The sequence below is a fragment of the Longimicrobiales bacterium genome (assembly GCA_035764935.1).
GTDB lineage: Bacteria > Gemmatimonadota > Gemmatimonadetes > Longimicrobiales > RSA9 > DASTYK01.
This window is the reverse complement of sequence record DASTYK010000149.1, coordinates 25,725-46,717: the sequence shown is the minus strand read 5'-3', so window position 1 is coordinate 46,717 and position 20,993 is coordinate 25,725. Positions and strand designations below refer to the sequence as shown.

At 67.9% G+C, this 20,993-nt stretch carries 16 protein-coding genes and 1 tRNA gene; 12 read left to right on the top strand and 5 right to left on the bottom strand.

Annotation, left to right across the window (positions count from 1 at the left end; genetic code table 11):
* Window positions 1-27: 27 nt before the first annotated feature.
* The 9 genes from VFU06_12460 (at window position 28) to VFU06_12420 (ending at window position 10,620) form a co-directional block, all read left to right on the top strand.
* On the top strand, window positions 28-687 hold the full coding sequence (locus VFU06_12460; GenBank protein HEU5210197.1) for an MBL fold metallo-hydrolase: 660 nt from the start codon (window positions 28-30) through the stop codon (window positions 685-687).
* Window positions 684-1,376 (top strand): phosphoribosylglycinamide formyltransferase, encoded by a 693-nt coding sequence (purN, locus tag VFU06_12455; GenBank protein ID HEU5210196.1) that lies wholly within the window; start codon window positions 684-686, stop codon window positions 1,374-1,376. The genes VFU06_12460 and purN overlap by 4 nt, the downstream gene beginning before the upstream one ends.
* 1 nt (window position 1,377) lies before the next feature.
* Window positions 1,378-2,949: a bifunctional phosphoribosylaminoimidazolecarboxamide formyltransferase/IMP cyclohydrolase gene (purH, locus tag VFU06_12450; protein HEU5210195.1), complete on the top strand. Its 1,572-nt coding sequence runs from the start codon at window positions 1,378-1,380 to the stop codon at window positions 2,947-2,949.
* 56 nt (window positions 2,950-3,005) lie between these two features.
* Window positions 3,006-3,413: a cupredoxin domain-containing protein gene (locus VFU06_12445; protein ID HEU5210194.1), complete on the top strand. Its 408-nt coding sequence runs from the start codon at window positions 3,006-3,008 to the stop codon at window positions 3,411-3,413.
* A 51-nt stretch (window positions 3,414-3,464) separates the two neighbouring features.
* Window positions 3,465-3,547, top strand: a tRNA-Ser gene (locus tag VFU06_12440).
* A 280-nt stretch (window positions 3,548-3,827) separates the two neighbouring features.
* Window positions 3,828-4,475 carry a TetR/AcrR family transcriptional regulator gene (locus VFU06_12435; protein ID HEU5210193.1) on the top strand — a complete coding sequence of 216 codons (648 nt, stop codon included), beginning with the start codon at window positions 3,828-3,830 and terminating at the stop codon, window positions 4,473-4,475.
* Window positions 4,476-4,538: 63 nt separating this feature from the next.
* On the top strand, window positions 4,539-6,029 hold the full coding sequence (locus VFU06_12430) for a TolC family protein (protein ID HEU5210192.1): 1,491 nt from the start codon (window positions 4,539-4,541) through the stop codon (window positions 6,027-6,029).
* Window positions 6,026-7,117, top strand: a complete 1,092-nt coding sequence (locus VFU06_12425) for an efflux RND transporter periplasmic adaptor subunit (GenBank protein ID HEU5210191.1) — start codon at window positions 6,026-6,028, stop codon at window positions 7,115-7,117. The genes VFU06_12430 and VFU06_12425 overlap by 4 nt, the downstream gene beginning before the upstream one ends.
* Complete coding sequence (locus VFU06_12420) at window positions 7,114-10,620, top strand: efflux RND transporter permease subunit (GenBank protein ID HEU5210190.1); 3,507 nt, start codon at window positions 7,114-7,116, stop codon at window positions 10,618-10,620. Before VFU06_12425 ends, VFU06_12420 begins: the two co-directional genes overlap by 4 nt.
* Before the next feature lie 129 nt (window positions 10,621-10,749).
* Here VFU06_12420 and VFU06_12415 read toward each other — a convergent pair whose 3' ends face one another.
* Genes VFU06_12415 through VFU06_12405 form a run of 3 tightly spaced genes read right to left on the bottom strand, consistent with a single transcriptional unit; the run spans window position 10,750 to window position 13,465 of the window.
* Entirely contained in the window at window positions 10,750-11,982 is a 1,233-nt protein-coding gene (locus tag VFU06_12415; protein ID HEU5210189.1) for a hypothetical protein, read from the bottom strand.
* 21 nt (window positions 11,983-12,003) lie between these two features.
* Window positions 12,004-12,627, bottom strand: a complete 624-nt coding sequence (locus tag VFU06_12410; GenBank protein HEU5210188.1) for a hypothetical protein — start codon at window positions 12,625-12,627, stop codon at window positions 12,004-12,006.
* The gene (locus tag VFU06_12405) at window positions 12,617-13,465 is read right to left on the bottom strand and encodes a serine hydrolase (GenBank protein ID HEU5210187.1); all 849 of its coding nucleotides are present in this window, start codon (window positions 13,463-13,465) and stop codon (window positions 12,617-12,619) included. The genes VFU06_12410 and VFU06_12405 overlap by 11 nt, the downstream gene beginning before the upstream one ends.
* Before the next feature lie 113 nt (window positions 13,466-13,578).
* On the opposite strand from VFU06_12405, the gene VFU06_12400 reads away from it, so the two are divergent.
* Window positions 13,579-14,748 carry a PQQ-dependent sugar dehydrogenase gene (locus VFU06_12400; protein HEU5210186.1) on the top strand — a complete coding sequence of 390 codons (1,170 nt, stop codon included), beginning with the start codon at window positions 13,579-13,581 and terminating at the stop codon, window positions 14,746-14,748.
* Between the two features lie 68 nt (window positions 14,749-14,816).
* On the opposite strand, the gene VFU06_12395 is transcribed toward VFU06_12400, so the two are convergent.
* Window positions 14,817-17,084, bottom strand: a complete 2,268-nt coding sequence (locus VFU06_12395; GenBank protein HEU5210185.1) for an EAL domain-containing protein — start codon at window positions 17,082-17,084, stop codon at window positions 14,817-14,819.
* Between the two features lie 297 nt (window positions 17,085-17,381).
* On the opposite strand from VFU06_12395, the gene VFU06_12390 reads away from it, so the two are divergent.
* Complete coding sequence (locus VFU06_12390; GenBank protein ID HEU5210184.1) at window positions 17,382-18,344, top strand: ROK family protein; 963 nt, start codon at window positions 17,382-17,384, stop codon at window positions 18,342-18,344.
* 60 nt (window positions 18,345-18,404) lie between these two features.
* Here the strand turns inward: VFU06_12390 and VFU06_12385 are convergent, their stop codons facing one another.
* Window positions 18,405-19,700 (bottom strand): M28 family peptidase, encoded by a 1,296-nt coding sequence (locus VFU06_12385; GenBank protein ID HEU5210183.1) that lies wholly within the window; start codon window positions 19,698-19,700, stop codon window positions 18,405-18,407.
* A gap of 57 nt (window positions 19,701-19,757) precedes the next feature.
* Here VFU06_12385 and VFU06_12380 point away from each other — a divergent pair, with 57 nt between their 5' ends.
* Window positions 19,758-20,834: a hypothetical protein gene (locus tag VFU06_12380; GenBank protein HEU5210182.1), complete on the top strand. Its 1,077-nt coding sequence runs from the start codon at window positions 19,758-19,760 to the stop codon at window positions 20,832-20,834.
* Window positions 20,835-20,993: the final 159 nt, after the last annotated feature.

Genomic DNA, 20,993 nt, shown 5'->3' with positions numbered 1-20,993 from the left:
ATCGGCACGCACACCGGACAAGGGCGCATGAGCAGGCTGCACGTCGAGACGTTCGCGTCGGGTGCGTTCGCACAGAACGGGTACATCGTGTGGGAGGACGACGCGACGTTCGCCGTCGCGATCGACCCCGGCGCCGCCGCACCCACGATGGCAGACTTCCTCGTCGACAACGGCCTGTTCTGCGAGGCGATCCTGCTGACGCACGCGCACCTGGACCACATCGAAGGTGTCGCCGAGCTGGTGCGGCGCACCGGCGCAGCGATCCACATGCACGCTGACGACCGCGCGCTGTACGATCGCGTACAGCAGCAGGCCGTGGCCTTCGGACTCGAGGTCGAGAGCCAGCCGCCCATCGACGCCACGCTCGAGCACGGCCAGCGCCTGCGCTTCGGCGGCATCGAGCTGGAAGTCCGCCACGTGCCGGGGCACTCTCCCGGCCACGTGATGTTCTATTCCGGGGAAGGCGGCTTCGCCCTGGTGGGTGACGTCGTGTTCGCCGGGTCCATCGGCCGAACCGACCTTCCCGGCGGCAGCATGCCCACGCTGATGCAGTCGATCCGGTCGCAGGTGCTCACACTCCCGGACGAGACCGTGCTGTACCCCGGCCACGGACCGAGCACGACCGTTGAACGGGAGCGCGTGGGCAATCCCTTCCTCGTCCCGAACTTCGGCGGCTCGCTGGCATGAGCATGCGCATCGCCGTCTTCGCATCGGGCGGCGGCAGCAACCTCCAGGCACTCATCGATTGGTTCAATGGCGAGCGCGCCGCAAGCGCTCGCATCGCGCTCGTCGTCGCCGACCGCGAGTGCCGCGCTTTGGAGCGCGCCGATCACGCGGGTATCGAGCGGTCGCTCATCCCGGTGCGCGGCGCCGATCCAGAGGAGCTTGCACTCGCCACGCTGGCCGCACTGGACGGTGCCGCAATCGACGTGATCGCGCTCGCGGGCTATCTGCGCCTCGTGCCCGCCCCCGTGGTGGAGCGCTACCGCGGACGCATCGTCAACATCCATCCGGCACTGCTCCCGGCGTTCGGCGGGCCGGGCATGTACGGCACGCGCGTGCACGAGGCGGTGCTGCGCGCCGGTGTGCGCGTGACCGGCGCCACCGTTCACTACGTCGACGAGGCGTACGACGAAGGGCGGCCCGTCGCACAGTGGCCGGTACCCGTGTTCCCGGACGATTCACCCGAAACGCTGGCAGCACGCGTGTTGCGCGTCGAGCACCAGCTCTACCCGATCGCCATCGAGCGACTCGTGCGGGAGCTGCGCGGCCAGGCGCCGCTGCCTCAACCAGAATTCAAGTTCGTCGCCGCGGCGCACGATGCGCCTGCAGTCGAGGCCATGCGCGCGGCGTTCGGACTCCCAGAGGAGGAGTGACATGCCGAACGCGCTGATCAGCGTCTCGGACAAGACGGGTGTAGTCGAGTTCGCAACCGCTCTGCACGAGCTCGGCTGGCAGCTGCTGTCCACCGGCGGAACCGCACGAACCCTGCGCGAGGCCGGGCTGCCCGTGCGCGATGTCAGTGACATCACGCAGCATCCCGAGATGATGGACGGACGCGTCAAGACGCTGCATCCCGCCGTGCACGCGGGGCTCCTCGCGCGGCGCGACCGTTCCGACGACATGGCCGCCCTCGGCGAGCACGGCTATGAGCCGATCGATCTCGTCGCAGTGAACCTCTACCCGTTCCACGAGGCTGTCGCGAGCGGCGCGCCGATTCCGCAGGCCATGGAGAAGGTGGACATCGGCGGGCCGACCATGCTGCGGGCCGCAGCGAAGAACCATGCGGGTGTGCTCGTCGTGGTCGATCCCGCAGACTACGAACGGGTGCTGCAGGCGCTTCGCGACGACAGCGCAGACGACACGCTTCGCCGCTCCCTCGCCGCCAGGGTGTTCGAGCACACGGGCCGGTATGACAGTGCCATCGCCGCCTACTTCCGCGCGCAGGCGCAGGCCGACGCGACCGAGGACGAGGCAGCGACCGCGTTCCCGGACACCATCGATCTGCGCCTGACCCGCGTCCAGTCGCTGCGCTACGGGGAGAACCCCGATCAGCCCGCTGCCTTTTATGCCGAGGACGCCCCACCCGAAGGCTCACTGCCGGCACTCCGGCAGCTGCACGGCAAGGAGCTGTCCTTCAACAACCTGCTCGACGTCGAGGCCGCGACCATGGCGATCTCCGCATGGAGCGACGAGCCTCGCGCCGCCTGCGTGATCATCAAGCACACCACTCCCTGCGGCATCGCGATCGCCGACGACCAGGCCTCGGCATACGAGCGCGCAAACGCGGCCGACCCGGTCTCCGCATTCGGCGGCATCGTGGCATTCAACCGGCCAGTCGATGCGGCCGCCGCCGAAAAGCTGTCAGGAGCGTTCCTCGAGATCATCGTTGCGCCCGGATTCGACGAGCAGGCGCGCGAGCGACTGCAGAAGAAGAAGAACCTGCGGCTGATCGTGCTGCCGGTAGCGCCCGCCGGCGACGACGAGCTCGATTTCAAGCGCGTGCGCGGCGGGCTGCTCGTGCAGCATCGCATGATCATGCGCTTTCCGGAGACCGACTGGCGCGTGGTCAGCAAACGGCAGCCGACCGACACCGAGATGCGCGACCTGCGCTTCGCCTGGCGCGCCTCCGCCGCGGTCAAGTCCAACGCAATCGTGCTCGCAAAGGACGAGCGCACCATCGGGATCGGCGCAGGCCAGATGAGTCGCGTCGATTCTTCCCGCATCGCAGTCATGAAGGCCAATGACACCGGCGCCCGCATCGCCGGCGCCGCGCTCGCTTCCGATGCGTTCTTCCCCTTCCGCGACGGCGTCGATGCCGCCGCCGACGCCGGTGTGCGCGCGATCGTGCAGCCGGGTGGATCCGTGCGCGACGAGGAGGTCATCGCCGCCGCCGACGAGCACGACATCGCCATGCTGTTCACCGGTCGGCGAGTGTTCCGGCACTGAGCTGACGGGCCTGCAACTTGCGCCTGTGTCCTCCCGGGTACGCACCGGGAGGACGCATGCGCTGGACATCGATCGTCGCCGTTTCCATGCTGTTCGCGTGCGGCGACCGCGAGGCCAGCAGCGAAGCGGCCAACCGTGACAGCGCAGCCGCCGCGCAGCCCACCACCGAGATCGTTCACGCTACCGTCGACGACACCAGCATCGTCCTTTCCGTCGACACCGTCCCCGCCGGTGACGTCAGCATCCTGTTCGCCAACCGCGGCGCCAGCCGCCACTCCGTGCGTATTCAGAGTGTCGACGACTCCTGGGCCGTCTCCAACATCATGAGCGGGGAGGATGCAACGCTGCGACTCGACCTCTCTCCGGGCACCTACGAGTTGTACTGCCCCGACTTCGATGCCAACGGCAGCCACGCAAGCCAGGGCGTGTATGCCCGTCTCGTCGCGGTCGAGAGCGGCGACTAGCGCCAATTGACCGCCCCCGCGCCCTCCATTTAGCTTCGGGGCGCCGGCTCGGGAGGGGTGGCAGAGCGGTTGAATGCACTCGACTTGAAATCGAGCGACCGAAAGGTCCGTGGGTTCGAATCCCACCCCCTCCGTTCACTTCCTTTCCGTCCCATCGGAATCACGGATTCCACCCGGCGGGGCAGGTTGTAAACCGCTGCGCCGCTGGCGTCCTGCCTGTTGTATCCGCGGCTCCCGGTTCGTCTACAACACCAGAAGCACTGCGGCACCTCCGTTTGCAGCCGACCGCTGCCGCGAAAAGGCCCTGTTTCCTGAACTTGTCTCATATCTTGAACGCCGTTAAGTTAACGGCGTTCAGTTTGTGGGAGCCGGTCAGGGCCGGCCCACGGGCAAGGGATCAGGAGGCCGTACGAGATGGGCATTGCCGAGCGGCGGGAGCGGGAAAAGGAGATGCTGCGGGCGCGGATCGTGGAAGCCGCGCGCGACCTGCTGTCCGAGCAGGGTCTCGACGCGCTGTCGATGCGCGCGATTGCGGAGCGCATCGAGTACTCGCCTGCGACGATCTACCTGTACTTCCGGGACAAGGAAGAGCTGACGAGCGAGGTCATCCGGGAGGGGTTTCGCCGGATGCACGGAGTGATGATGGAGGAACTGGCTGCTCTTCCTGAAACCGCGTCGGGCGCGGAGCAGTACGGTGCGACCGGGCGCGCGTACGCGCGATTCGCGGCGGAGAATGCAGCCTTCTTCCGCGTCATGTTCGAGCTGCCGTCCGCAGCGCACGTCGAGTGTCCGGAGCGCGCGCAGGGTCCGGAAGAAACCAGCTTCGACCGAGTCGTCATGGCCGTTGAGGCCGGGTTGCGCGATGGCTCGATCCAGGGCGCCGACGCGCGACGGATCGCGCTGATCGGCTGGGGTCTCGTCCACGGTCTGACATCGCTCTACCTGTCGGGTCACCTGGTGGATGCGGCGCCGGACCAGGTGTCGTTCATGGGCCTGGTGGATGAGGCGATCCAGACGCTGGGTGGCGGCTGGCGGAGTGGCAGGGCGGCGCCGGCCGGGTGAGGCGGTCCGAGCAGGGCAGTGCATTCGTGTCGTACGCATACGAACGGGAAGGAAGACGATCCCATGCGAGCATATGGATGGCGGGCTTTCGTACTTGGCGCACTGGCGCTCTGTGCGACCCCGGTGCAGGCGCAGGTGCAGGGTTCACAGCAGGTCCCCAGCTCACCGACACTCACGCTGGAACAGGCGGTAGTCCTGGCACTCGAGCACAACCGTGAGCTCGCCGATGCGCGGCTGGGTCTGAGGGCCGCACAGGGGCAGGTGCGCGAGGCGTGGGGCGAGGTGATGCCATCGCTGGACGCGGTGGCGAGCTACACGCGCAACCTGTCGGTCCCGACGAATTTCCTGCCGCGCATCTTCTTCGATCCGGATGCGGATCCGGATGAGCTCGTGCCGGTGAAGTTCGGCGCGGACAACACGTGGAGCTTCCAGCTGCGGGCGTCGCAGCCGCTGTTCCGTGCCTCTGCATTCCTGGGCGTCGGTGCGGCGGACAGCTATGAGTCGCTGCAGGCGGAAGCGGTTCGTGGTCGTGCCGCGGCGGTCGCGACCCGCGTGCGCGTTGCGTATTACGACGTGCTGCTGGCGGACGAGGGCGCGCGCCTGAGCGAGAACACGGTGCGCCGCATCCGGCAGTCTCTCGAGGAGACGCAGGCGATGCACCGCGCAGGTCTCGCGTCGGACTACGACGTCCTGCGGCTGCAGGTGGAGCTGGCGAACGTCGAGCCGAACCTGCGGCGCGCGGATGATGCCGCGGCGGCGGCGCGTCGCGCGCTCGCGATCGAGGTGGGTGTGGAGGCGCTCGACAGCGTGAACGTGGTCGGCGCGCTCGCCGACTTCGACTTCTCGCAGCCCATTGCCTCCTCGTCCCCCGGTCTGCACCTCGCCGCCCTGCGGACGGAGCCCGTCGACGACGTGCAGGAGGCGATCGAGACGGCGCTGGCGAACCGCTCGGACGTGCGGCAGGCGAGGTTGACGGAGCGGCTGCGGCAGACCGAGGTGCGCGTGGAGCGCGCCGAGTATCTGCCGACGGTATCGCTGTTCGGCAGCTATTCGATCAATGCGCAGAACAACGGTGACCCGTCGTTCTTCGGTGGCAGCGACGAGTTCCGATCGTATGGCAGGCAGGTCGGCATCGAGGTGAGCCTGCCGCTGTTCAGCGGATTCCAGCGACCGGCCAGGCTGCAGCAGAAGGAGGCGGCACTCGAGCAGTCGCGAGTGGGCAGGCGGCTGCTGCGCGACCAGGTCGAGCACGAGGTCAAAACACTCCTCGCGCAGGTCGAGGAGGCACGCGAGCGAGGTGCCGCACAGCAACTCGCGCGTGAACAGGCACAGCGCGGTTATGAGATCGCGAGTGTGCAGTACCGTGAAGGAATCAGCAGTCCGCTCGAGCTGACGGACGCGGAGGTGGCGCTCCGACAGAGCGAGTTCAATTACGCGCAGGCGGTCTACGACTATCTGACGGCGCGCGCCCGGCTGGACGAGGCGCTCGGAGTGAGCGCGAACGTGCAGGCGGATGGCGGCGTGGCCCTTACGCTGGAGACACCGGGGCAATGAGTGCTTTGAAGCGATACAACGGGGCGGCCGCACTGATGGCGGTCGTGGTGGCAGCGGGCTGCAGCGGCGGCGAGGCGCAGGAATCGGCGACGTCCGGGGGCGTGGGTGCGGAGCCGGTGCGTCGCATCATCAACGTGCAGACGGTGCAGCTGGAGCCGCGGGAGTTCACGGAGTTCATCACCCTGACGGGCACCCTGGAGGCGTCCAGCGACGTGCAGGTATCGGCCGAGGAGAGTGGTGTAGTCCGCGAGCTGTATGTCGACAAGGGCGCACGGGTGCGTGTCGGGCAGCCGGTCGCGCGCATCGACGACCAGGTGCTGCGGGCGCAGTACGACCAGGCGCGTTCCGAGGCGGCGCTCGCGAAGGAAACATACGAGCGCCAGCGTCGCCTGTGGGAGGAAGAGAAGATCGGGACCGAGATCGCGTACCTGCGGGCGAAGTACGGTGCGGAAACCGCGGCCGCGAACGCGCGCATGCTGGCGGCGCGGCTGGAGCGCACCATCGTGCGTGCTCCGATTGCGGGGGTGCTCGATGACCGGCTGGTCGAAGTCGGTGCGATGGTCGCGCCGGGCACACCGATCGCGCGGATCGTGGATGCGGATCCGGTGGAGGTGACGGCCGGGGTGCCGGAGCGCTATGCGGCGGAGATCCGGCCGGGTGCAGCAGTGCGCGTCACGATCGACCACCTCGGGGGCAGCACGTTCAGCGGTGCAGCGGGCTATGTCGGTACGGCCCTGGACGCACGGACGCGGACGTTTCCCGTCGAGTTCACGGTGGCCAACGCCAGTGGCGTGCTGAAGCCCGGAATGGTAGCACGGCTGGAGGTGCAGCGACGCACGGTGGAAGAGGCACTGCTGGTTCCGCGTGAGGCCGTGCAGCGCGTGTCGACCGGCTACATGGTGTTCGTCGTGACGGGTGAGGGCGATCGCACGTTTGCCGAGGCGCGCCCCGTTCAGCTCGGTGCCGATGCGGGCAGCCAGGTCGCGATCGCATCGGGCGTGAGTGCGGGGGAGCAGGTGATCGTGGTCGGCCAGCAGCAGGTTGCGAACGGGGATGCCGTGCGGGTGGTGGCGGAGGAGGAGCAATGACCGACGAGAGCAGACAAGCGAAGGACCAGCCGGAGGGCGCCCGCACATTCGGCCTGACGAACCTCGCACTCGGCAACCGGACGAGCGCGCTGGTTCTGCTGGCGATGGTGACGCTGATCGGGATCGCGACGTACCTGTCGATTCCGAAGGAGTCGAGCCCCGAGATCACGATTCCGATGATCTCGATCGCGACGTACTACCCGGGCGTCGCACCGATGGACATGGAGACGCTGGTCACGCGTCCCATCGAAGAGGAAGTCAACAAGATCCCCGAGGTCACGGACCTGACGTCGACGTCCGACCAGGGGCTGTCGTACATCATCGCCGAGTTCAGCAGTGACATGGACATGGACGAGGCGATGGCCAAGATCCGCGAGAAGGTCGACCTCGCGAAGCCGGACCTGCCGAGCGAAGTGGAACAGCCGATCCTGTCGGAGTTCAACTTCGCCGAGTTCCCGATCATGCAGGTGAACGTCTCGGGCGACTACGACCTGGTGCGGTTGAAGGAAGTTGCCGAAGACGTGCAGGACCGGCTCGAGCAGATCCCGCAGATCCTGGAGGTGCGGCTCTCCGGAGGACTCGAGCGGGAGGTCCGCGTCGATGTCGACCTGCAGAAGCTGAAGTTCTACAACATCGCGTTCGATGACGTGATCGAGGCCATCGCGGCCGAGAACGTAACGATTCCCGGCGGCTCGATCGATGTGGGCGCGCAGGAGTACCTGATCCGGATCGACGGTGAGTTCACCGATCCCCGCAGCATCGAAGACGTGGTCGTCCTGCTGCAGGATGGCGCACCGATCTACGTGCGTGACGTTGCGACCGTGGATTTCGGCTTTGCCGACCGCACCAGCTACGCGCGCCTGGACGGGAGCGCGGTGGTGACGCTCGACATCATCAAGCGTTCGGGCGAGAACATCATCGAGACATCGGACGCGGTGAAAGCGGCGATCGCGCAGATGCAGCCGACCTTTCCGCCGACGACGGTGGTGAAGCTGACGTCGGACCAGTCCGACGACATCCGCAGCATGGTCGCCAGCCTGGAGAACAACATCATCTCGGGGCTGATCCTGGTCGTTGCGGTGCTGCTGTTCTTCCTGGGCGTCCGCAACTCGTCGTTCGTGGGGATCTCGATCCCGGCGTCGATGCTGCTGTCGTTCATCGTGATGAAGGTCATGGGCATCTCGATGAACATGGTGGTGCTGTTCGCGCTGATCCTGGCGCTGGGGATGCTCGTCGACAATGCAATCGTGGTGGTCGAGAACATCTACCGGCACCTCGAGGAGGGATACGACAACATTACCGCTGCGCGGCTGGGCGCCGGCGAGGTTGCGGTGCCGGTGATCACGTCCACGCTCACGACGGTCATGGCGTTCGTGCCGCTGCTGTTCTGGCCGGACATCGTGGGCGAGTTCATGAGCTTCCTGCCGCTCACGCTGATCATCACGCTGAGCAGCTCGCTGTTCGTGGCGATCGTGCTCGTGCCGGTCCTGTGCGCGCTGTACATGAAGCTGGACACCGTGCCGGCTCGGCCGCTGCGGCCGGCGGCGCGCTGGGCCATGCTGGGCATCGCCGGGCTGGTGCTGCTCCTCGTGGCGGCGTCCAACCCGCTGACGGCGGTGCTGCTCGCAGTCACCGGGGTCGCGCTGGTCGTGCTGCATCGCACGCTGCTCGACCGCCTTGGCCGGTGGTTCCAGGACGTGGCGTTGCCGGGGGTGATCGACTGGTACGTGCACCGGCTGCGCTGGGCGCTGCACCACAGGCTCATGATCGTCGGTGGGATGGCCGCGGCCTTCGTGATCGTGGTGATGGCGTTCGGCGTGTTCAACGCCGGCGTCGAGTTCTTCCCGGAGTCGATCCCGCCGGCACAGGTGGCGGTGCAGGTGGATGTGCCGAGCGGTACCGCGCCGGAGTTCACGGACGCCGTCGCGACCCGGATCGAGGAGCGGCTGCAGGGCTTCGAGGGGATCCGCGACGCGGAATCGATCGTGGCAACGGTGAACCAGTCCGCGACAGGCGGTCCGTTCTCCGGCGGCGGCGAGGGTTCGGTCACCGTCAGCTTCGTGGATTTCGACAAGCGGACCTACGACGTCTTTGCCACGCTGCGCGAGCTGCAGCAGCGGATCGGTGCCGGCATTGCGGGTGCGGACATCACCGTGACCCGCCCGGACAACGGTCCGCCGACGGGGAAGCCGATCAACATCGAGCTGGTTGGTCCGGACGTGGATGCACTGCGCACGCTCTCGGATTCGATGCTGGGTGTGCTCAAGTCGGCGCCCGTGTACGCGAAGCTGGAGGGGCTGGACAGTGACATGCGCTCGCAGCGGCCGGAGCTGGTGGTGGAGGTGGACCGCGAGCGCGCGGCGCTCTACGACCTGAGCACGTCACAGGTCGGGATGACGATCCGTACGGCCATCCAGGGCACGGAAGCGGCCAAGTACCGCGACGGCAACGACGAGTACGACATCACCGTGCGACTGGCCGAAGCGTATCGGTCGAACCCGGACGCGCTCGGCGACCTGACGGTATTCGCGGAGGGTCGCCAGGTCCCGCTCAGCTCGGTCGCCACCTGGCGCATGGATGAGGGGCTGGGCGTGGTGAAGCGCCGCAACCTGGACCGCGTCGCCACGATCAGCTCGGACGTCCGCGCGGGTGAGCAGAGCAATGCGGTGCTCGCCGAGGTGCAGCAGGTGCTCCGCGACTTCTCGCTGCCGGCCGGCTATACGATCCGCTACACGGGCGAGCAGGAGGAGCAGCAGGAGTCCATGCGGTTCCTGATGACTGCGTTCATGATCGCGCTGGCCTTCATCGCGCTGATCCTGATGTCGCAGTTCAACTCGGTGATCAAGCCGTTCATCATCATGACGTCGGTGATCATGTCGACCGTGGGTGTGCTGCTCGGTCTCATGGTCTTCCGCATGCCGTTCGGCATCATCATGACCGGTGTGGGGGTGATCTCACTCGCCGGCATCGTCGTCAACAATGCGATCGTGCTGATCGACTACATCGACCTGCTCCGCACGCGGGATGGGCTGAGTCGCGACGAGGCGCTGATCCAGGCGGGCATCACGCGCTTCCGGCCGGTGATCCTGACGGCGATCACCACGGTGCTGGGGCTGGTGCCGCTGGCGACCGGCTTCAACCTGGATTTCTTCGGCCTGTACACTTCGCTCTCACCGAATATCTACTGGGGAGGTGAGCAGGCGGCGTGGTGGGCACCGATGGCGATCGCCGTGATTGCGGGTCTCTCGTTTGCCACGGTGCTCACGCTCGTGGTGGTACCGGTGCTGTACAGCATCGTGGATGATGTTGCGCTCCTGTTCGCGCGGCACTTCACGCACGCCGGCGCGCAGTCCCCGGCACTGGCGGCAGCCGGAGCGATCCCGGCGGTTCCTGCCGGCGCCGCGGCGTCCGTCCCGGTCGGGCAGGAGCGCGTGGTCGCACGCCCAAGACGCAAGGCAGCGGCACTGCTCCAGCGGGTGGGGTCCGCGCTGCGGCTGTTCTGAGCGCGGCAGCGGAGCCCGGCGGGCCAGGTGCTGTCACGGACGGCCGGGCCGGTCCGTCAGTGGTTCGAGGTGGGGTGGTGGCGGTGTGGTGGTGCGTGCGGTCGGCCTGCGGGTCGGCCGCACGCTTTTTCATGCCCGTGCGCGTGCGCGTCGGCCGTCCCAGCGGCGCAGGTGCGCAAGCAGGAAATCGATGGGGAAGGTGTGTCGGGTGCGATCGTCGTCCCGCCGGAAGACGACCCGCGACCAGCCGTGCATCCCCACCGGCGTGTACCACCGGTTGAACAGGTGCAGCCGCTGACCAGCGATTGCGCGGATGAGGACCCGCTCGTAGCGCGAATGGTTGATCCACCGGCGCGGGAAGAGCTGCTCCCACACGCATGCGCGGCCGACATCCTCGTATTCCGGCGGCCGGTCTGGCAGATCGAGCAGCGACGGTGCACCGCCCGCGAGCACCCGCAGGACGAAGCGGAACGTGAAGGGGTCGGCGATGCGACGGATTGACCTCGCAAAGACGCGCAGGATGTCCCGTGCGATACCTCGGAGGCTGCGGGTCCTGCCGTCAGTGGTGCGCCAGGTCACGGCACTGGGCGACGTCGCGAACGGATTCTCCGGGAAGGAGCTGAAGCGTGCCAGCCAGCCCTTGCGCGTGGTATGCGGGACGGGCGCGAACCCCGCGAATACGGGGATGCCTCGCTTCTCGAGCTCGTCGAGCGCGAAGGAATCCCAGCTCATCACTTCACGCACGATCCCGGTGATCACCGAGCCGGTCGCGACCATCAGCGCGGGACTGGGCGTGAAGTCGACCGTGATCTCGACGCGGTCGCCGCGCGGCCGCACGCCGACGCCGGTCGAGCGCCGGTTCGCGGCGAGCAGCATGACCGGTGCGGGCAGGATGTAGGTCAGCAGGTGCGCCAGCTGGTAGACGTTCCTGTCCGGGTTGCCGTTCGGGACCGCGTCGAAGGAGATGCTGTAGTGGGTGCTGAAGCCGGCCAGACGGGCCTGCCGGCCGTCCTGCTGTTCCCAGGCATCCAGCTCCGCACGCACGAAGTGAATGCCTTCCCAGAGCGAGCGGGCAGCGCGCGCGGCGCAGCCTTTTTCGATCTCGATGACGGGGGTCGCAATCTCGATGACGCCCGTATCGAAGTAGATGGCACCGCCATTCGGCAGGTGGTAGGAGGTGCCCCGGCGATGCATGAGCTCGCCGCGGATGAAATCGCGCGGCGAGCCGAAGACCTCTTCGGGCTTCACGGCCTCGTCATCCAGAAGCAGGACGAACTCCGCTTCCATGCCGATTGCCGCGAGCGCAAGGCGTTCCTGATCCGCCGCCAGGTCCGGCAGCGCGTTCTTCTTCTGTCCCGACATGCCGGGACAGCAGTGCAGGGTTCAGGCCGCGGCGTCGGAGTCCTCGGACGCGGCGGTGGCGCCGGTCGGGCGTGCCGCGACATAGCCGAGATCCAGGTGGAGGTGGTCGTCGGCCATCCCGTCTTCGGGGCCGTACGGCCGGATCCAGACGGCGGGCAGGACGCTGCGGGCGATGGTGGCGTACTTCTCGATCATTTCCCGGGTATCGAGCCAGTCATCGCCGACGCGGTAGATGTTGGCTGCGCTGCCCCAGCAGTGACGCGAAGCCGAGCGCGTGAGACGATGCGAGGGCGTCCGATAACCGCCGTTGGCGGCGATGTGGACATAGGTGCCGACGGCCTGCCGGAACACTTCGAGAGAGGACGCCAGCAGTGCGATCGCACAGGGCACGTAGCGGGGGAAGCGCTGCCGGAAGCGCTCGGCCTCCCGCACGTCGATGGTCATGAACTCCCAGAGCATGAAGTGGGGCGCGACCACGGTGTCCAGCGCGGTCTCCCAGGAGTCGACCTCGTAGAACCAGCGAGGCAGCACGTGCTCCGTGCCTTCGCGGTCGCGCAGCGTCTCGCCGGGCCGGAGCAGTGCGCGCACGTCGCGGGGCAGCTCGTGCGCATCGACGACGGGCAGGTCGTTCAGGCTAATCGGCATCGACCGTGAGCTCCGCGGACACGTGTTCGTATACGCTTCGCGAAATGCTCGCGATGGTGGCGCTGCGACGGGACGCATCGGGCTCCCACTCGGTCAGCACGGTCAGCACGTACGGCGCCCGGTCCGCCAGGTAAACGATGCCCGCGTCGTGTGCGACAGTCGACATTTCTCCGGTCTTGTGCGCGACTCTTGCGGCATCGGGCAGCCCGGCGGGGATTCCGCTGCGGAACTCCTGTGCGTGCAGGATCTCGAGCATCTCCTCGCTGGCTGCCTCCGAGATCGCTGCACGCTCCTCGATGAGCCGCAGCGCCGTGAGGAGGCCGCGGGCCGTGACCCGGTTGTTGACGTCGTGCTCCCAGGCACTCATGTCTTCCACGCCGCGGTGAAACTCGATGCCGGGCAGGCGCAGCGTGTCGATCGTCTGCCGGATCGCCTCGATGCCGACGATGTCGACGAGGAGGTTCGTCGCGAGATTGCTGCTGGTCGTGATCATGTGGAAGGCAAGGTCACGCGCGGTCATGGTCCTGCCGATGGCGGCGTGGACCGCACTGTTGGCGTCGCGTCCGCCCTCCACGCGAAACGGCCGTCCATCGACGATACTGAGGAACCGGTTGCGCACATGAACGCGGGAATGCGGCTCGAGCTCACTGCGCTCGATCGCGTCGTACACGCCCAGGAGAACGGGCACCTTGATGGTGCTGGCCGCATGGAACCACCGTTCCGCGTGGAGGCTCCACTCGACGCGGTGCTCGAAGTCGTAGAAGGCTACGGCGACGTCCTTCGCGCCTGCTTCATCGGCGATCCCGAGGATCTGCCGGCGCAGCGTGTTGAGTCCCATCCCTGCCCGTTCGTTGTACAGAGGGCCGGCGCGCGCTGCGGCCGGCACGGAAGCCAAATGCACGTTCAGCGCCAGCCCGGGGATGGGGTTGGCGCAGCCAACGGAGGCACTGCATGACACGGATTCGCGGACCGCTCGTCCTGGCCGTCCTTTTCGCCGCCTGCGACGACGGCGGCGTCGTCGCGCCCCCGCCCTCAGGCAACGAGACCGAGCTGGAGCTGGTCGCGGAGGGCTTCGACTCCCCGGTCTTTCTGACGGCACCGCCGGGCGACGATCGGCTCTTCATTGTAGAGCAGACAGGCACGATCCGCATCATCGAGGACGGGGCAGTCCTGGCGGAGCCGTTCCTGGACATTCGCGGGCGGGTCCGGTCGGGCGGAGAACAGGGGCTGCTGGGGCTGGCGTTCCATCCGGCGTACGGCGCGAACGGCTGGTTCTACGTGAACTACACCGACACCAACGGCGACACGCGCATCGAGCGCTACCAGGTGTCGGGGGACCCCGATATCGCGAACCCGGCGAGTGCCGAGCTCGTGCTCGCCATCGAGCAGCCCTTCGCAAACCACAACGGTGGCATGATCGCGTTCGGCCCGGACGGTGCCCTTTATGTCGCGACGGGCGACGGTGGTGGCAGCGGGGATCCGCAGGGCAACGCGCAGGATCTCTCGTCGCTGCTCGGCAAGATCCTGCGCCTGGACGTGGACAGCCGGGAGCCCTACGCGATACCGCTCGACAACCCGTTCAGGACCGTCGCGGGCGCACGCGGCGAGATCTGGGCGTACGGCCTGCGCAATCCCTGGCGGTTCTCCTTCGACCGCGAGGCGGACCGGATGTACATCGCTGACGTGGGACAGAACGCGTGGGAAGAGATCAACGTGGTGCCGACGAGCCGCGCCGGCGTCAACTACGGCTGGAACCTCATGGAGGGCCGTCACTGCTTCGATGCATCGTCGTGTGATACGAGCGACCTGATGCAGCCCGTGCTCGAGTACGCCAACGGGGACGCCACGTGCTCCGTTACCGGTGGTTACGTGTACCGGGGCGACGCGATACCGGAGCTGCGCGGCCACTACTTCTACGGCGACTTCTGTGCGGGATGGATCCGCAGCTTCCGGGTGGTAGGCAACGGTGTCACGGATGAGCAGGAGTGGAGCGTCGGCGCGATCGGCAACGTGCTCTCGTTCGGAGAAGATGCGGCATCGGAGCTGTACGTGCTGACGCGCGGCGGCGAGGGTGGACGCGTGTTCAAATTCGTGCGGGTCGAGACGCAGGGAGCAGACTGAACGCCGGCGCTCGTGCCGGGCGGTCCACGCAGTCGCGGTCGGCAGCTGGCATCGGTGCGCCCGCTGCTCTACTGCCAGCTCCTGCCCTCGCGGATCAGTGCCTCGGCCTCCGCCGGCAGCAGCGGTGAAGCGAAGAAGAAGCCCTGTACGTGGCGCGGCCCGAGCGCCTTCAGCAGCTCGAGCTGCTCGGCGCTCTCGACGCCTTCGGCGATTGCTTCCATCCCGAGCGTCCTGCCGAGCTCCAGGATCGTCTGCAGCAGCTCGGTCGTCGGTGCATCGTTCCCGAGCGCCGCGACGAAGGTGCGATCGATCTTGATCGTATCGAGCGGGAAGGCGTGCAGGTAGCCCAGCGAGCTGTAGCCGGTGCCGAAGTCGTCGAGGCACAGCTGCACGCCACGTTCGCGCAGGGTGGCAAGCGTGATCGCGGCGGCGGCGGAATCGCGGACAACGGCGCTCTCGGTGATCTCCAGCTTGAGCCGGCGTGCCTCGAAGCGCGTCTCTGCAAGGATGCGGTCGAGCTGCTCGTGGAGGTCCGGCTGCGCGAACTGCCGACCCGACACGTTCACGCTCACGGTCAGCTCGCCGTCAGGGTAGAGATCGTCCCATTCCCGCATCTGGCGACAGGCCTCGCGCAGCACCCACCACCCGATCGGCACGATTGCGCCGGTCTCCTCCGCGAGGGAAATGAAATCGGCCGGCTGCATCAGGCCGCGTCGTGGATGCTGCCAGCGCACGAGCGCCTCGAACCCTGCGAGACGGCCGTCGCGCAGGTCGACGATCGGCTGATAGTGGACGACCAGCTCCTCCCGCTCCAGCGCCCTGCGCAGGTCCGTCTCGAGCTCGAGCTGCAGCACGGCTTGCGTGTGCATGGTGCGGTCGAAGATCTCGAAGCGCCCGCGGCCCACGCCCTTGGCCCGGTACATGGCGGTGTCGGCGTCGCGGAGCATCGCGTCCCCGTCCGAGTAGCCCATGCTGGAGAGGGAGATGCCCATGCTCGCGGACGCGAACACCTCCTGCCCGTTCAGCACGAACGGCTCCACGAACTCGTGCAGGATGCGCTCGGCGACGCGCGTCGTGCCCTCCACGTCGTGCACACCGCTCAGCAGAATCGCGAACTCGTCGCCGCCGAAGCGTGCGACGGTGTCGCCCAGGCGCAGGCATGATTCCAGGCGCCGTGCGATCGCGATCAGCATCTCGTCGCCTGCGGCGTGACCGAGCGAGTCGTTTACGACCTTGAAGCGGTCGACATCCAGGAACGCGACGCCAAAGCCGAAGGAAGCGTCGCGCGTGCCGTGACGCAGCAGCCGGTCCAGCCGATCGAGGAACAGCGCACGATTCGGCAGACCGGTGAGCACGTCGTGCAGCGCATTGTGCATGAGCTGCTCTTCCGCACGCTTGCGCTCGCTCACATCGTGCACGATGCCCACGACGCCGATGATCTCGCCGGTGGGCGCCACATGCGGGCTGTAGCTGGTCGACATCCAGCCGCTGCGCCCGGTGTGCGGCACGCGGTAGGGGGTGTCGGGCGCATTCACAGTCTCGCCCGCAAGCGCCCGCTGCAGCAGGAGATCGACGCCGTACTCCCGCAGGTGCGGAAAGACGTCGAGGGCGCGCTTGCCGAGCACCTCCTGCTCGCGCCGGCCCGTGAGCTGCTCCATGAATGCGTTCCACATCTGGTGTCGCAACTCACGGTCGTATACGATCACCCCCTCGTCCACGCTGGAAAGGATCGTGCGGAGGAAGTGTTCGGACTGCTGGGCGCGCTCCTCCGCGCGACGGGCGGCCTCGAGCGTGTCGGCGAGGAGGAAGTTGTCGAGGGCGGCGGCAACGCGCCGGGCGACGTCTCCCGTCGCGTTCAGCTCGTCGGCACCATAGCGGGCAGCGTCCGCGGCCAGGAACGCCATGACACCTACGGGATGGCCGCGCGAGAGCAGCGGGTGCACGATGTAGCTGCGGATGCCGAGCTGACGGATCAGCCGGCTGTCCTGCTCACGCGTGCCCTCCACCCAGTCGCCGTCCGCGCCGATCACGCCGATCATCGGCTTGCCGGTGTGCAGCACTTCGGCGAGTGGGGAGCCGTCGGGGCCCGGCTCGATGCGGCCGATCCGCGCCCGGACCGCGCTCTCGTGGGCGGCGTCGGCATGGGTGCTCGCCAGGCAGCGGCGGGCACCGTCGGTGTCCACGACCTCGATGATGCACCAGTCCGCCTGGCCGGGCACGACCAGGCCGGCGATGCTGGCGGCGAGGGTGCCGGTATCAGGCGCAGAGGCAGCCGCGACGCCGAGCTTCGCGAGAAACGCATGGCGTTCCTCGATGCGACCGGCGGCGTCGTGCATCGCCCCGGCAAGCGCCTGGCGCTGGGAGTGGTCGCCGGCGACAGCGCGATGCAGCGCACGGGCGGCTGCGGTGGCGCTGAGTTCCCCGGGTGGTCTCCCGGTTCTCTGCTCCTGGGCCATTTCGATGCGACAGCTTCTGACCAGCGGAACGCGTCACCAGGGGATGGGCCCCGGCTCGAGGGCGCAGCGCGGACGCTGGTCTGCACGGGTTGCGGGAGAGGCAGGACGGGAACGACCTGTTCCAAATGAACCTTGCCGCATCTATGGCGTCAAGGGATCTGCAATGAAATGGGGCCTATGAAGGAGCGGCAGCACACGATCGGAATCGACCTCGGCGGCACCAAGGTGGCCGGCGTCCTGATTGACCGGAGTGGCCACATCGTGGCGCGGGAGCGGACGTCATCGCTGCCGGAGCGCGGCGCCGACGCGGTTGCGGAGACGGTCGCGCTGATGGTCCGCGCGCTTGCGGCGGCCGCGCCGTCCGCCGTGGCCGGCGTGGGCATCGGTGTGGCCGGGCAGGTCGACAGCGCCAACGGGACGGTGCAGAACGCGCCCAACCTCCGTTGGCACGATTACCCGCTGGGCGACGTCGTCCACGACGCCACCGGACACCGGGTCGCAGTGCTCAACGACGTGCAGGCCGCGACGTACGGGGAATGGACCTACGGCGCGGCGCGCGGTGCGACCGAGGCGATCTGCATGTTCATCGGCACGGGCGTGGGCGGTGGGATCATCTCGAACGGCCAGCTGTTCCGCGGGAAGTCAGGGGCGGCGGGGGAGCTGGGGCATACAGTGGTATCGCTGCACGGGCCGGGGTGTCGCTGCGGAGGACGCGGCTGCCTGGAGGCGTACGCCGGTGGCTGGGCGATTGCGCGGCGGTCGTTCGATGCGGTGGTCGCGCGGCCGCTGGCCGGTCGTGCACTCATCGACGCTGCGGGCGGCGACGCATCTGCCATCACGGCAACCGCCCTGGCGAAGGCGATGAAAGCGGGGGACCCGCTGGCGCGTACGCTGGTTCGCGAGATCGAGGATGCCCTGGTCGCCGGTCTCGGCTCGATCACGAATGCGCTCAATCCGGAAGTGATCATCCTGGGTGGCGGCGTGATCGAGGCGCTGCCGCAGCTGCTGGAGGAGTGCCGGCAGCGGCTGTCGCTGCAGGCGCTGCCCGTGTCGGCGGCTGCGGTGCGGGTCGAGCGTGCGGCGCTCGCCGGCGATGCCGGCGCGATCGGCGCGGCAGCCTGGGCCAGGACCGCGCACTGAAGAAAACGGCCGGCCACGGATGCCGCGGCCGGCCGGATCGTGTCCGCCGAACATGTCGCGTCAGCTGCCGCGGTCGCTCCTGCTGCCGAGCGTCGCCTGCAGTCGGAGCTCCGTGCCGTCGCGCAGGACGACCAGCTCGACCGTTTCGCCCGGCTTGTGGCTCCGCAGCACATCCGTCATGCCCTGCAGGTCGGCGATCTCCCGACCCCCCATGCCAATGAGGATGTCGCCGGCCTTCATGCCCGCGGCCTCGCCCGGCGAGCCGGGGGTGACACCACCGATCCGCACACCGCGCTCGACCGCAGCGTAGTCGGGCACCGTTCCGAGCCAGGCGCCGAAGCCGCGGCTGTCCGCCTGCTGCTGCGGCTGGCCGACGCCCCGCACGAGCGCCAGGCGCTGCGGAGCATCGGCGATGCGGCGCGCGGTCCGGGCGACCAGCGTGCTCACCGTCTGCAGCCCCGCGACATCGATCTTTTCCCAGTCGTCGGACGGGCGGTGGTAGTCCTCGTGCGTGTTGGTGAAGAAGTGCAGCACGGGCACATCGCGCGTATAGAACGAGGTGTGATCGCTCGGCCCGTACCCCTCGGGCTGGTAGCTCATCTCCACGTCCAGTGCACGTCCCAGCTCATCGAGCAGCGGCTCCCATTCCCTGGCCGTGCCCGTGCCGTACACGATGAGCGGACCGTCCTCGAGCCGGCCGACCATGTCCATGTTCAGCATCGCCACGGCGTCCTCGAGGGGCCTGGTCGCGTGCCCGGTCCAGAACGCCGACCCGAGCAGCCCCGACTCCTCGCCCGTGAACGCGAGGAACAGCACGGAGCGGGCGGGCGGCTCCCTCGTGAGCCGCGTGGCGACGTCCAGCAGCGCGGCAACGCCCGACGCGTTGTCGTCCGCGCCGTTGTGGACGTCCTCCACTCCCGGCGCCAGCGAGTTCATGCCGCCGCTTCCGAGGTGGTCGTAATGGGCGCCGACGATGACGTACTGGTCGCGAAGTGAGGGATCGCTGCCAGGCAGCAGCGCGACGACGTTGCGGCCGGTGCCGCCGGGCGCGTGCGGGTTCAGCACGGATGCGAGCGGCACCTCCTGGAAGTAGCCGTCGACGCCTGCCGGTTCCAGCCCCAGGTCCTGGAAGCGCGCGGCGATGTAATCACCCGCGCAGCGTTCCCCTTCGGACCCTGCCATGCGCCCCTGCAGCGCGTCGTCCGCGAGCACGCGCACGGGTGCGAGGATGGGCGGCACGTCCGCCGCAAGCACTGCCGGATCCGGGCACTGCTGTGCGGAAAGCGGCAGCGAGAACACCAGCGGCAGAGCGGTAATCAGGGCGAGTCCCGCCCCGTGGCGGGCGTAAACCTGCATCAGATCCTCCTCGGGTGGACGCGCGGCATGGTATACTCCTATTCTACCGACATGAACATGCGAAATACAGCCACCGCACTGCTTGCGCTGCTCGCTGTCAGCTGCGGAGGGCGACAGGAAAACGCGCCGGCGCTCGAGATCGAGAGCCAGGGTGCTACCAGCTATCCCGATTCCCCCGACGAGCCGCGCCTGCGCAATCTCCGCCAGCTCACCTTTGGCGGAGAGAACGCGGAAGCGTACTTCTCGGCGGACGGCCAGCGCCTGATCTTCCAGATGACGCGCGAGGGCGTTGCGCCGTGCGACCAGATCTTCACGATGGACCTGGACGGCACGGACATCCGGCGGGTCTCCACCGGCGAGGGTCGCACCACGTGCGCCTACTTCTTCCCGTCCGGCGACCGCATCGTCTACAGCTCCACGCACCACGTCGATGCCGCGTGCCCGGCGCCGCCGGACCGCAGCCGCGGGTACGTGTGGGGACTGTTCCCCTACGACGTCTTCGTGGCCAATGCGGATGGCTCCGGCCTGACGCAGATCACGCACGAGCCCGGCTACGATGCCGAGGCCACCATCTCGCCCGACGGCTCCAGGATCGTCTTCACGTCGGACCGCGACGGCGACCTCGAGGTCTACACCATGGATCCGGACGGCGCCAACGTCACGCGACTGACGGACTCCCCGGGTTACGACGGCGGCGCGTTCTTCACCGCCGACGGCTCGCAGATCGTTTTCCGCGCGCGCCACCCCGAATCGGAGGAGGAGCTTGCGGACTACCGCTCGCTGCTCGAGGCGGACCTGATCCGGCCGGGCGTCCTGGACATCTACATCATGAACGCGGACGGCACCGACAAGCGCCGGCTGACGGACAATGGCGCGGCGAACTTCGCTCCCTTTCCGCACCCGAACGGGCGCCAGATCATCTTCAGCTCGAACATGCACGACCCGCAGGGGCGTGATTTCGACCTGTACCTGATCAACCTCGACGGCACCGGGCTGGAGCGTGTGACGCAGAGCCCGGAGTTCGACGGGTTCCCGATGTTCAGCCCCGACGGCAGCCTGCTCGTGTTCGCCTCGAACCGCGGCGCCGCACAGGAGGGCGACACCAACGTGTTCATCGCGGAATGGGTGGAATAGTCGCACCGCGGGAGGGATTCACGCTGTAGGCCGAATCCCCACCTGCGCGTCGTCAGGTGACACGGATGTTTCCTCATTCGCCCGACACTCCGGACACGGGGGTGCGAATACGTTCTCCCTGAAGTCGGAACCAGCGGGTGCAACCGCCATCTGAGAACC